At 69.1% G+C, this 11921-nt stretch carries 9 protein-coding genes and 1 pseudogene; 6 read left to right on the top strand and 4 right to left on the bottom strand.

The features are described from left to right. The first annotated feature begins 1197 nt into the window (after positions 1 to 1197). On the top strand, positions 1198 to 1356 hold the full coding sequence (locus BU197_RS21720) for a hypothetical protein (RefSeq protein ID WP_188269977.1): 159 nt from the start codon (positions 1198 to 1200) through the stop codon (positions 1354 to 1356). A gap of 213 nt (positions 1357 to 1569) precedes the next feature. Here the strand turns inward: BU197_RS21720 and BU197_RS21715 are convergent, their stop codons facing one another. Next, the gene (locus BU197_RS21715; protein ID WP_223183753.1) at positions 1570 to 2226 is read right to left on the bottom strand and encodes a hypothetical protein; all 657 of its coding nucleotides are present in this window, start codon (positions 2224 to 2226) and stop codon (positions 1570 to 1572) included. A 63-nt stretch (positions 2227 to 2289) separates the two neighbouring features. Next, positions 2290 to 2406: pseudogene (locus tag BU197_RS30655) on the bottom strand (IS5/IS1182 family transposase); the annotation flags it as partial. A 578-nt stretch (positions 2407 to 2984) separates the two neighbouring features. Here BU197_RS30655 and BU197_RS21710 point away from each other — a divergent pair. From BU197_RS21710 to BU197_RS21700, 3 genes are all read left to right on the top strand, one after another. After that, complete coding sequence (locus BU197_RS21710; RefSeq protein WP_188269975.1) at positions 2985 to 4814, top strand: sulfatase-like hydrolase/transferase; 1830 nt, start codon at positions 2985 to 2987, stop codon at positions 4812 to 4814. Positions 4815 to 5301: 487 nt separating this feature from the next. Then, positions 5302 to 6405 carry a hypothetical protein gene (locus tag BU197_RS21705; RefSeq protein ID WP_188269974.1) on the top strand — a complete coding sequence of 368 codons (1104 nt, stop codon included), beginning with the start codon at positions 5302 to 5304 and terminating at the stop codon, positions 6403 to 6405. A gap of 244 nt (positions 6406 to 6649) precedes the next feature. Then, positions 6650 to 7048, top strand: coding sequence for a hypothetical protein (locus tag BU197_RS21700; RefSeq protein WP_188269973.1), 399 nt, complete (start codon positions 6650 to 6652; stop codon positions 7046 to 7048). Between the two features lie 181 nt (positions 7049 to 7229). On the opposite strand, the gene BU197_RS21695 is transcribed toward BU197_RS21700, so the two are convergent. After that, positions 7230 to 7424 (bottom strand): hypothetical protein, encoded by a 195-nt coding sequence (locus BU197_RS21695; protein ID WP_188269972.1) that lies wholly within the window; start codon positions 7422 to 7424, stop codon positions 7230 to 7232. Between the two features lie 183 nt (positions 7425 to 7607). On the opposite strand from BU197_RS21695, the gene BU197_RS21690 reads away from it, so the two are divergent. Then, positions 7608 to 8186: a hypothetical protein gene (locus tag BU197_RS21690; RefSeq protein WP_188269971.1), complete on the top strand. Its 579-nt coding sequence runs from the start codon at positions 7608 to 7610 to the stop codon at positions 8184 to 8186. Between the two features lie 97 nt (positions 8187 to 8283). Here the strand turns inward: BU197_RS21690 and BU197_RS21685 are convergent, their stop codons facing one another. Then, positions 8284 to 8748, bottom strand: a complete 465-nt coding sequence (locus BU197_RS21685) for an SsgA family sporulation/cell division regulator (RefSeq protein WP_188269970.1) — start codon at positions 8746 to 8748, stop codon at positions 8284 to 8286. A 282-nt stretch (positions 8749 to 9030) separates the two neighbouring features. Between BU197_RS21685 and BU197_RS21680 the strand changes: the two genes are divergently transcribed. Then, the gene (locus BU197_RS21680) at positions 9031 to 11862 is read left to right on the top strand and encodes an ATP-binding protein (protein WP_188269969.1); all 2832 of its coding nucleotides are present in this window, start codon (positions 9031 to 9033) and stop codon (positions 11860 to 11862) included. The last annotated feature ends 59 nt before the right edge of the window (positions 11863 to 11921 follow it).

Here is an 11921-nt window from a genome sequence, read left to right as displayed (position 1 = left end):
CCGCAGACGCGACGCGCCGCCGCTACGCGGCGGTTCAACTGCCCTGCTCCGCAGTGCAGTTGGTGGCGTCACTTCGTGACGCCTGGTTGGATCGCTCCGCGATCCAACCGCTGCGATTCGCTCCGCGAATCGCAGTAAAAGCGGCTGGCTACGGGGCAGGGTGCTGCTTGTTTTCGGATAATGGTTTCTTGCCTTTCGGGTTAATTGGTTTCGGATTTTATTCTTGGATTCTTTAGTGCGGTCTATTCTTTGTTTGATGGGTAGTCATATTGGTCTGGAATTCTTTGTGTTCGTGGTTGTTGGTTGTGTGTGAGTGGTCTGGTGGGGGTGGGTGGTTGTGGTAGTTGCGTGTGTGTGGGTGCGGTTGTTTGGCGGTGTCCGCGTTGTTGGGGGGCGGGGTTGGGGGCGCGGTTTTGTTGTGGGTGTCGGTCAGGGTGGTGGGTGGCTGGTGGGTGAGGTGGCAGGCCGCAAGGGCCGGGGCTGGTGTTGGCGCGTCTGTGCGGCTGCTGGGTTGGCGTGTATCAGGTTCTGCTTGAGGTGGAGAGTGGGTCTCGGTCCGGCAGGTTGTTCTTGGCCGTACTTCGTGTGGCCTGGGGTTCTCTGGTCGGTTCTAGGCACTGGCTTGGCAGGCGAGTGGGTCTTCAGCATGTGCCGGGGGCCTGCTTTACCGAGCCGGGGGTGGGCAAGTGCCTCGGCATGCCGGGGCTTGACGTTCCAGCGTCTGGATGAGCGGGCTGTCGAGCAGGATGTGAAAGGAGTCTGCTTCTGGCACGAAGAGACCTGGCTGGGGGCCGGGCTCAGGCGAAGGCGGAGAACGGTGAGGTTCTCTTCGCCGGCCAGGCCGGGGTCTGCTCGCCCCAGGTTGCCAGTCACACCTGGGGCGAGCGGGGACGGGCTCTGGTCGTCCGTCAGATGGGGAACCGGTTCTCCGTGAGCGTGATGTCCGCGATCAGCACAGAAGGCCGGATGTCTTCCAGGGTGTTCACGAAGCGGTCCGACGCGAAGGTCATGTGCCGTTTCCTCGCCCCGGCTTGTCAGCGACCTCGCCTGGAAGGACCACTTGAACATCGACCGGCACTCGGCCCCCCCGCTCGAAGACCGTCCAGGCCCGGCTCGACGGCCACGAGGAACAGACCGGGCTGTGTTTCCTGCCCTCGTACTTACCCGAGCTGCACCCGGACGAGCTGGTCACCGGTCTTGAACGCGGCCCGCTACACCCACCGGGCCCGGCTGAAGCCGGAGGCGATGCCGAGGCTGAAGAACATCGGCGCCGCGAAGCCGTACCGGCCGACCGCCGGAGAGGGCGACAACTGGCCGAATCCGGGCCCGGGGCTCTCCACCAAAACGATCGACTGAACCTGATCGCCCAGCAGCACTACCAGATCTTGAAATACACCACCCTGCGCCTGGGCACTGCCGAGGCAGAGCAGGCCCTACGGCGCTTCACCCGAGACGGCCCCTGACCCACCTCCACCAGGATTAACCGCTCTCAGCAAAGTACGACCGGTACCAATACCAGGCTCAACCTGACACCCAAACATGCCAGAGAAGCCAGCCCTACCAAGACAGCTACGCAAAACGTACCGGGGCCTTGCTGATGGCGGGGTCGAGGCCGCTCTTGATCGGGGTGTCCCATTCGATCAGGGTGCCGGGGAACCAGGTGACGGGCTTGGTGTCTCTTCGGCTGTTCGCCCAGGCGGCAACTCGTAGGGCGGTCTGCCGGTCGGGCAGCAGACCGCGTTCATCGGTGTCCACTCCGAGGTGGAGCCTGCCATCCTCGTACAGGTCGTTGCAGAGCCAGGTGTGGAGCAGGCCACAGTCGTAGCCGAGTACCTCCCAGCCAAGCTTCTGCCCGCCCTCGGCGACCTCCTGGGCGGTCTCGCCGGCTCCTTGACCGTCGAGGTGGGCCAGCAGCACCGGTTCGTCCGTCCCGGCCGCGCGGATGTCGGTGACGAATCCGCCGGCATGCTCAGAGGGCACCACCAGGGCGTACAGACGCGCGTCCACGGGCAGCTGGAGGGGCAGGCAGGCCGCGAGTGCCTCCTGTGCCGTGCCGAACCAGCAGCCGTCATCCGGAAACCGATCGATCAGGCAGTCGGACGCCGACGTCAGCCGCTCTGTACGGGGCAATCCCGAGACCGTGAGCCGCTCGGGCACTGCTACGAAGTAGCCAGCGAGCAGCATCTCGCCGGGCACGTCAACGTCGGAAGGAAGAGCCTCAATCATGCCCGCACCGTATCTGACCTGCGACGTCAAAGTCCGATGAGACCAACCCCGAGTGGTGCCCGCGATGTGGAGTCTGGCCAGGTAGATGGTTGCGGTCTTCTCGTAGCGGGTCGCGGGCCCTCGCCAATATTTCAGGCGGTTGATACAGCGTTCGATGGTGTTCCGCTGCTTGTATGCCTCGTGAGCGCGCACGATGGTGGAGTGGGCCGAGACGGCCCAGTCGGGATCTTCTTCGGCATCGGCCTGCGCGACGAGTGTGGTGAAGACCCGTTCCCAGGTGCCGTCGACGGCCCATATCCGTAGCCGGTTGTAGACGCCTAGCCAGTTGCCATACTCCTCCGGCGGGTGGAGCCACTGCGAGCCGGTCTGGAACTTTTCAGGCGATCGCGTCCGTCACCTCCCAGTGGTCTCTCCCGCCTACCACAAGCAGGTCAACGCCAACGGGTGCCGCGCATGTCTTGGCCGGGGAGTCCCTGCGGGTCGCACTGGAGGTACTGGCCTGCACGACCTTGGATCGGCCGTGGCCGTGCGGGAAGACGCGGGTGGCAGCGGGCGCGGAGTTGCCGCCAGGTCAATGTGGCACGAATGCCAAGTGGCAGAACTTTAAATCCTGGACGGCGGGACGCCGAATCATGTCTGGTGGGCCTTTTCAAGGTCTGCCGGGCGTGATTCGGTTTCCCATGACGTGTTCCAGCAACCGTCGTCGCAGGTGGGCGACCTCCTGTGCCCGCTTCACGGCTCCTTCGAAAGGCCTCCTGATGAGCTTGTCCCGGCCCAACATCCTGTGGACCGTCAGTGAGGACTGCCCGCCCCGCTTCGGCTGCTACGGCGATCCGCTCGCCGCCACTCCTCACCTCGACGCGCTCGCCGAGCGGGGAACGCTCTTCGTCAACGCCCACAGTCCGGCGCCGGTCTGCGCGCCCTCGCGCTTCTCCTTGCTGACCGGTGTCGCCCCGGAGAGTCATGGGCCGGCGCACCACATGCGTGCCAGCGCGCCCGTCCCGGAGTGGATGACCACTTACCCGGAGGTCCTGCGTGGTGTCGGTTACTACTGCACCAACAACGCCAAGACCGACTACAACTGCGACGCCGACCCTCAGGCCGTCTGGGACGACTCCTCGCGTACCGCGCATTGGCGCAATCGGCCCGACGGTGCCCCGTTCCTCGCGGTGTTCAATTTCGATCCGACGCACGAGAGCGCGGTCTTCCGCCGCGAGGAGTTCACCGTCGACCCGGATGCGGTGCGGTTGCCCGCCTATCTGCCCGATACTCCGGAGATCCGTGGCGACTTCGCGCACTACTACCGTCATATCGCCGCCATGGACGCGTTCGTCGGGCGGCTGCTCGCCGAGTTGGAGGAGGACGGTGAACTCGACAACACCATCGTCATCCACACGTCCGACCATGGCGGCGTCAACCCTCGTTCGAAGCGTTGGTGCTATGACGAGGGCTTGCACGTCCCGCTGATCGTCGCCGCCCCCGAACGCTACGCGGATCGTTTCCCGGCCCCCGGAACCCGTGTCGAAGCCGCCGTCTCCACCCTTCGTATCGCGCCCACGGTCGTCGAACTCGGCGGCGGTGTGGTGCCCGCGCACATGCAGGGCGGGAGTCTCGCCCGTACTTTCTTCGACTCCGCCGAGGGGCTCGCCTTCTCCATGCGCAATCGGATGGACGAGCGCCTGGACATGGTCCGTACGGTCCGCGACGCCCGCTACCGCTACATCCGCAACTACGCTCCGCATCGGCCTTATGGGACGCATCAGGCCTTCGCCTGGCTCGCGGCCGGGTATCAGTCCTGGGAGGCCGAGCACCTCGCCGGGCGTCTGGACGAGGTGCAGTCCGCCTTCTGGGGTGAGAAGCCGGGTGTGGAGCTGTACGACTGTGTCGCCGACCCGGATCAGGTCCGCAACCTCGCCGGTGACCCGGCGCACGCGGAGGTGGAACAGCGGCTCGACCAGGCGTTGCGTGCCCATCTTCTCGCCGTCCACGACAACGGCTTCCTGTCCGAGGGCTCCCCTGTCGAGGGTTACGAGGCCTCGCGCGTCGACGGCGCCTACCCTCTCGCCCGTATCCTCGACACGGCCGATGCCGTGGGCCGGCGCGATCCCGCTCTGATTCCCCGGTTCGTCGAGGCGCTCGGCGATCTGGACGCCACCGTGCGTCGCTGGGGTGCCGTCGGTCTGCTTGCTCTGCCTGCGGGTGTCCTGGCCGCCGGGGTGATCGCCGTCCTGCTCGCGGCGGCCACCGACGACCTGGATCCGCATGTGCGCGTCGTGTGCGCCGAGGCGGTCGGCAAGCACACGGGGGATCCGGTGGCCGCCGTTGTTCTGGCCGGTCTCGTCTCGCCTTCGTATCCGGAGGGTGTCAGGTTGGCGGCCCTCGGTTCCCTCACCGCGCTCGGGCCGACGGCGGCGGCCGCGCATCGCGACGTGGTGGCCTCGGTGGCCGGGGAGCCTTTCGAGTACCTTGGCAACGCCGCCCGCTATCTTCTTCTGCGCATCGACGGCGACTACACGCCTCACGCCGCGGTCTTCGACCTTGAGGGCATGCTCGCTCGCGCTGCGGTGGCCGGGCGTCCTCGCGCCTGAGCGGGTGCCCGGGGTCGGAGTGCGTTCACCAGTCCGCGCTTCCGCCCTTCTCCGTACGGCCTTCCGCTCTTCGGGTGGTTGACGGGTCAGGCGCCGCCGCCGGAGACTCCGCGCACCCACTGGGAGTGGCATGCGTGTTTTCCGGAGCTGGGGCAGCTTCTCGGTGGATGGTTCGGCCAGGACATGCCGGAGGAGTTCGGTCTCTTGAGGCTCCTCTCCGGATTCCCAGGTGGTTGAGCCGGCGTTGCCGGAGCCTCTCCAGGACGGCCATGGGGCCGGAGAGGAGCGCAGGGCATGTCAGCTGACTGGCCGCCTCTGGTGAGAGTTCGGCCGTGCACCTCGGCCCACTAGATACGTATCTAGAAAGGTGTAAACACCTTGCCCCGCAAGGATGTTCACACGTATTCTCTGGGGACGCGCACGACGGTCGGCAGGAAACCTCCCTGCATGCCGGTTCCAGTCGTTCCCCACCCGGAAGAGGACCCGCATGAGTGCGTCCGTCGAGCGGGACCACCCCTCGTCACTCCCCCGCCGCGCCTCCGCGTACACAGCCCTGGCGGCCCTCTGCGTCGTCCTGGCCGGAGGGTGCGGCTCCCCGTCCGCCCCGGGCTTCTCTCACGACGGCCCGCCCTCCGTGGCCCACACCCTGCGGGCGCTGGTGCCGCGCGGCGAAGGATTCGACGTACGCGATTCCGGTGCCGTCGTCAACGATCCGCTCGCTCCCGTGCTTCTGACGTACCGCGGTGCCGGTCAGGTGTCCGCTTCGGTCGGGCGCCTCCCGCTGCCTGTCCCTCCTCGGCTCTCACAGTGCCCGGACACCTCCGAACACCCGTACAGTCGATGTGTTCTGACCCGGCTGGGGAACGGCGCCACCCTCGTCCTGGACAAGTCTCCCGCCGACGAGGCCCACCCCGACGCCGGGCAGCGGTGGACTGCGGTGCGCACCGGCCGGGACGGGGGGCAGGTCGTCGTATCGGCGTCCAGTACGAGCGACGGCGGGGGTTCGTCCCCCCGTCGGCCGGCTCCGCCGCTCAGTGATCGTCAGCTCGCCGAGATCGCCGTCTCGGACCGCTGGGAACCCGTGCTCGCGGCCGTCCCTTCGCCTCCCCCGGGGTCCTCCCCCACGCGGTCCTTCCAGTATCTGCCCGCGGCGACGATCACGGAGATCGTCCGCGGGGCGGTGCCCGGCGGTCTGCGTACGGGCGACGAGGGAGGCGCGGCGGGTTACGGGCATCTCACCGTGGACGACGGCCGGGGCAGGTGTCTGGTCGCGGTCACCGTCCAGGAGTGGGAGCCGGGCGACAAGGCCATGGAGGAGATCTTCCGGGGTGCCGTGCGGGAAGCGGACGGCACCCGGGTCAGGCTCGCTCGGGAGCACCCCCGGAAGGGCGGCGAGGGAGCCCTGGCGTGGTCGGTCGACATCTGGCGGCCCGACGGGCTGCGTGTCGCCGTCACGGAGCTGAACACCCATGCGTACCGGCTGCCGGGGGTGCGCCGAGATCCGGCGCTCCCCGTCGACCGGCTCAAGGAGATCGCCCTGTCCGGAGCCTGGCGCGCGGCGCTTTCGGCAGAGGCGACCGTACAGCCCTGAGGCCGTACACCCCGAGGCCACGTATCTCTGGGGGCACGCATCCCGGGGCCAGTCATCCACGGGGCCAGGCGTCCCCGGGGTCGTACGCCCTTGAGGTCGCTCGGCCGGACGTGGCCGCCCTGGTGCGGTCGCCCTCCAGGTTTCCGGTGGTCGCCCGAGCCCGCTTCGGCGGCCACCGGGGAGCAGAAGCACGTTCCGACGTCTCATCCGCACGACATCCGATTCCGATCCACGGAGGTTGACCATGCGTTTCCCGATCCGATCGAAGTCGCTGGCCGCGCTCGCCATGGCCGCATCGGCGCTCGGCGTCGCCTCGCTCGCTCTCGCCCCTCAGGCTTCGGCCACGGCGACGGCCAACGGGTGGTCGCTGTGCCGTGACTACAACCTTCAGCACTGCAATTGGTGGTCGGTCGGCAACGACCCCTACTCGCCCGATCTCGGTAAGTGGGAGAACTCCAGCTCCGGGGTCGAGTACTTGCAGGACGCGATCTCCTCGATCCAGATCCAGAACGCCAAGACGCTCTACACGTGGAACGACAACAACTTCACGGGTATCCAGGGCGTCTTCCAGAACAACTTCACGTGGAACACGCTCAACTACCCGTACAACGACACGATCTCCTCCATTCGTACCTGGAGCTGATCGCGCGGCAGGGGCCCTGATGTGTCGAGGTGCCCGTCTCCCCGGGGGAGGCGGGCACCTCGGTGCCGATGGTCGGAGGAAACGTGTGTGCTTGTCTCGTTCGGTGTGCCCGCACATGTGTATCGCCGCGGGTGGGGTGGGCCGTGCGTCGTGCCTTCGCGGGCGGGTGTGCGAGGGGGTGCTACAGCACCAGGCCCAGGCCCAGGAAGGGGAGGTGGTTCCACGTGCCTTCCGGGTCGTAAGTCTCGGGCACGCCCGAGTTCGGCCCGGTCTCCTGCTCTTCGGTCATGTCCTCGAATCGGATCCGCTCGGGAAGCCTGCCGAAGCGCTCGTGGCGTGCCGCCGCTGCCGGATCCCCCGTGACGTCCCTGTTCATGGCCGGTCTCCCTTGTCGTCTCATGGGTCGCGTTCCACTCACTGTCCGTGCGAGACCACTATCCGGCTCCCTTCGTAACCGGTCAAGGCGGTTATTTCGGAGAGAGGTGTTCCGTGTCTCCCGCGTGGCTGCCATGGTGTAGGTATCATGCGCAGCGTCGTCCATTGCCAGGGAGTGAACGGTGTGACCAGCTCATCAGCCCCCACGCTCCGAGCGCGGCTCGTCGACCAGGCCTCGTCGGATCTGGAGGAGAACCGCCGGCGCCAGCAGGAGTTGGCCGAGACGCTCAGGATGCTGAGGCAGGAGGAAGCCCTGCTTGTCGACATCCTCGAACTCGCCGAGCGGTACGAGGGCCTGTCCGATCCCTCTCCTCTGCCCGAGCAGGCCCAGGAGGAGCCCTCGCTCGCCGGGTCGGTGTCACACCGGGCGCCCGCCGCCTCCTCCTCCGCCGTCGCGCCTTCGCGGCGTCCGACGGGGACGGGGAGGACGGCCCGGACCGCTGCGAAGGGCACGTCCCGGCCGTTGCTCGGCGATCTGTTGCTGTCCCTGCTCGGCGGGCACGAGGAGCCGCGTCTCGCGAAGGAGCTGCGGGACGAGCTGATGGCGCTGCACCCGGACCGCGCCCCCACCCCGCAGGTCGTACGCAACGCCCTGGAGTCGCTCGTGGCCAAGGGCCTCGTCCAGCGCCACAAGCAGCAGCGGTCCGTCATGTACACCGCCGCCGAACCCGGTCGCCGCGCGCCGGCGGGCGGACGGGGCTGATACCGCGTACGCCGCGGGCCCGGCAGCAGTTCACATGCCCCACCTCCCCGCGCGGTGGGGGTCGTCGGCGCCCGACCCGCACAGGTGTCGGGTGCGGTCAGTCGCCGGGCCGTTCGCGGTCGTCCAGTAGTCCGCCGAGGAAGGCGTCCCAGTCCAGCACGTCCCCTTCCGTCTCCTCCGGCACCATTCCGTACGTGGCGTCCAGCCACTCCTCCAGTTCCACGACGGGCAGTTCGAACACCGCGCTGCTCGTCCGTGACTCCAGCAGCAGCCATGCCGTCTCGGCGTGCTCGCCCCGTACCGGCCACGCCTGTACATCGCCTTCGCCGCTCTCCTCGTACAGCCCCCGGTACAGCAGCTCGCGGCCGATGCGCCAGGTCACTCCCCGGCCGCGCCACGGGGTGAAGGTCGCCGACACCACCATCGGCGACGCCGGGTCGAACCGGAACTCGGCCCTGACGGGCTGGAGCGGGACGCCGTCCAGCACCCGTCGGATGCCCAGCCGGAGGACCGACGACTCCCCCGCCCGGTCCGTCCGGGCGCCGGTCTGTTCGCCGTTCATGACGGAAAGCCCCTTCCGTGGTGCCTGAATCGTCACCCCGACTCTTCCGCACCGGCCCCGCCCCGCCATCCGTCACCTGACCCGGCCCGTACCGCGTCCCCGGCGCCCGCATCCCGCCGCCTGGCCCGCGTACCGCCCACCGGTACGTCATCTGACGGGCGGACGGTACCGGCATGGACACGCTCCGCGTCCGGGTGGTTGCATGACCCGGCGAAGTCGAGGGGTACGGGGCCGGGGCGCGGTGCCGGGCTCGTCCGGTGGCAGGGCCTGGGAGGCAGTCCGATGAACGAGGTGGAGCGCCGGTCTCCGCTCGGCGTGACACGGTTGGTCGGGCGCGACGAGGATCTGTCGTTCATCCGCTCCTTCTTCCACGACTCGGTGGTGCGGGGTGCGGCGCTGCTGCTGACCGGTGAGGCGGGGGTGGGCAAGACGGCGCTGCTCGACGTGCTGGCGCAGGACGCGGTGCGGCGGGGCGGGCGGGTGCTGCGGGCCCGGGGGGTGCAGTTCGAGGCGGACATCGGCTATGCCGGGCTCAATCAGCTGCTGGTGCCGCTCTTCGACGAGTTCGGGGTCCTCGACGAGGGGCACCGTGAGGCGCTGCGGGTGGCGGTGGGGATCGGGAGCGGGCCGAGTCCCGACCGGCTGCTGACCTCGACGGCCGTGCTGCTGCTGTTGCGGCTGATCTCCCGGGACACTCCGCTGCTCGTGGTCGTCGACGACCTGCCGTGGCTCGACCGGGCGACGACGGGGGTGCTGGGGTTCGTGGCCCGTCGGCTCGTGGGCAGCAAGGTCGGTCTCGTGGCGGCCTGCCGCTCCGGTGCGGACAGTTTCTTCGAGTCCAGCGGGCTGACCGAGCATCGGCTCGGGCCCTTGGACGAGATGGCGTCGGCCGAGTTGGTCGCGCTCGCGCATCCCGATGTGTCCCCGGCGGTGCGGCGGCGCATCGTCGCCGAGGCGCACGGCAATCCGCTGGCGCTCGTCGAGCTTCCGGATGCTCTGAGCGGGGAGCAGCGGACCACGCTGACGGCGGTGCCCGCGGTGCTGCCGTTGAGTGAGCGGCTTCAGGCGATGTTCGTCTCCCGGGTGGCCGGGCTGCCCGCCCCGACCCGTGAGCTGCTGCTGTTCGCGGCGCTCGACGGGACGGGGGATCTCGCGCCGGTCGAGGGGGCGGTCCGGGGCCGTGCGGTCTTCGACGGCCTGGCTCCGGCGGCACGGGAGCGGCTCGTGTTCGACGACCTGGCTCCGGCCGAGCGGGAGCGGCTCGTGGTGGTGTCGGCTGACACCCGGAAGCTGTCCTTCCGGCATCCGTTGATCGGTTCCGCCGTGGTGGCGCAGGCGACGACGGCGGAGCGGCACCGGGCGCACCGGGCGTTGGCGGCGGCGCTCGGTGATCGGCCGGAGCGGCGTGCGTGGCATCTGGGGGAGGTGACGGTGGGGCCGGACGAGGAGGTCGCGGGTCTGCTGGAGCAGGCCGCGCGTCTGCGGATGCGGCGTGGGGACGCGCTGGGTGCGGTGATGGCGCTGACGCGGGCCGCCGGGCTCAGTCCGCTGCCGGCCGACAAGAGCAGACGGCTGGCCGAGGCGGCGTACATCGGTACGGACGCGGGTGGTGAGCTGGCGGGCGCTTCGCGGTTGTTGGACGACGCGCGGCAGGCCGATCCGTCGGGGCGTGATTCGCTGCACGCGGCGGCGGCGGCCGCTTTTCTTCTGATCAACAAGGACGGGGACGTCGGCACGGCGCATGGGCTGCTCGTCGGTGCGATCGAGAACGGCGACCACGGTTATCGGGCGTCCGACGACGCACTCGTCGACGCGCTGCACAGTCTGGTCCTGTTGTGCTGGTACGGGGGTGATCCCCGGTTGTGGGAGCCGTTGTTCCGGGCGCTCGACCGGCTGACGCCCGCGCCGCCGGACTTGTTGTGGACGGTGGCGCGGACCTTCGGTGATCCCGCGCGCACCGGGCCGGAGGGGCTCGCGCGGCTGGATGTGCTTCTCGCCCGGGTCGGGGACGATCCGACGCGTGTGGTGCGGCTCGGCACGGCGTCGGTCTATCCGGACCGGCTGGCGCGGGTGCGGGAGGCTTCGCTACGGCTGGTCGAGCATGGGCGGAGCGGCGGCGCGCCCGTGCGGCGGTATCTGGGCGCGTTGATGCATCTGGGGCTCGACTCCTACAACCTGGGGCGCTGGGACGATGCCATGCGGCTGGCCGGTGAGGGGATCGCCCTGGGCGAGGAGCACGGGTATCACTTCTTCGACTGGGAACTGCGGTATGTGCAGGCGCTCGTGGCGGCGGCCCGGGGCGAGGTGGGGACGAGTGACGCGCTCGTGGCGGACATCCTGCGCTGGGCGAACCCGCGTGGTGCCCATGGCGCCCGGTACTTCGCGGCGCACGCGCAGGCGTTGGGCGCGCTGGGGAGTGGTGACTTCGAGGCCGCGTTCCGGCATGCGAGTGTGGTCAGTGCGCCCGGGGTGCTGGCACCGTTTGTCCCGCATGCCCTGTGGAGCGCGATGGATCTGGTGGAGGCGGCGCTCAGGACGGGGCGGACGGCCGAGGCCGAGGCGCACGCGACCGCGATGCGGGAGTCCGCGATGTCCGGGTTGTCGCCTCGGTTGGGGATGCTGGTCCTGGCCTGCGAGGCGCTGACCGCGCGGGGGGAGGAGGCGCTCGTCCTGTTCGAGCGGGCGCTGTCCTCGGTGGAGGTGGAGAAGTGGCCTTTCGATGTCGCCCGGGTACGTCTCTTCCACGGGGAGCATCTCAGGCGGCGGCGGGCGACGAGGGAGGCCAGGGGGCAGTTGGTCGCCGCGTTGGAGTCCTTCGAGGCGTTGGGGGCGGCGCCGTGGGTGGCGCGGGCGACGGCGGAGCTGCGGGCGACCGGTTACGCGGGTCCGGCGATCGCGCCTGCGCGGTCGGTGTCCCTGACGGCGCAGGAGTTGCACATCGCGGAGCTGGCGGCCGGTGGGCTCACCAACAAGCAGATCGGCGAGCGGCTTTTCCTGTCCCACCGGACGGTGGGCGCGCATTTGTATCAGATCTATCCCAAGCTGGGCATCGTTTCGCGGGCGGCGCTGCGGGACGCCCTGGAGTCTCTGCCGAAGGAGGGCGGCGGGCGGTGAGCGGGCCGTCGTCGGGGAGGTGACGGGTGGTGTCCCTGCGGCGTATCAGTCATTCGACT

The organism is Streptomyces sp. CBMA291, assembly GCF_014596525.1.
Taxonomy (GTDB): Bacteria; Actinomycetota; Actinomycetes; order Streptomycetales; family Streptomycetaceae; genus Streptomyces.
Note: the sequence above shows the minus strand (reverse complement) of the source record. Positions and strands in the feature narration are given on the sequence as shown.

What these genes read in the sequence shown, in the direction of transcription:
- BU197_RS21705 (WP_188269974.1), top strand. Translation starts at nt 5,302, where the DNA reads ATGAGTGCGTCCGTCGAGCGGGACCACCCCTCGTCACTCCCCCGCCGC.
- BU197_RS21710 (WP_188269975.1), top strand. Translation starts at nt 2,985, where the DNA reads ATGAGCTTGTCCCGGCCCAACATCCTGTGGACCGTCAGTGAGGACTGC.
- BU197_RS21685 (WP_188269970.1), bottom strand. Translation starts at nt 8,748, where the DNA reads ATGAACGGCGAACAGACCGGCGCCCGGACGGACCGGGCGGGGGAGTCG.
- BU197_RS21715 (WP_223183753.1), bottom strand. Translation starts at nt 2,226, where the DNA reads ATGATTGAGGCTCTTCCTTCCGACGTTGACGTGCCCGGCGAGATGCTG.
- BU197_RS21680 (WP_188269969.1), top strand. Translation starts at nt 9,031, where the DNA reads ATGAACGAGGTGGAGCGCCGGTCTCCGCTCGGCGTGACACGGTTGGTC.
- BU197_RS21695 (WP_188269972.1), bottom strand. Translation starts at nt 7,424, where the DNA reads ATGAACAGGGACGTCACGGGGGATCCGGCAGCGGCGGCACGCCACGAG.
- BU197_RS21700 (WP_188269973.1), top strand. Translation starts at nt 6,650, where the DNA reads ATGCGTTTCCCGATCCGATCGAAGTCGCTGGCCGCGCTCGCCATGGCC.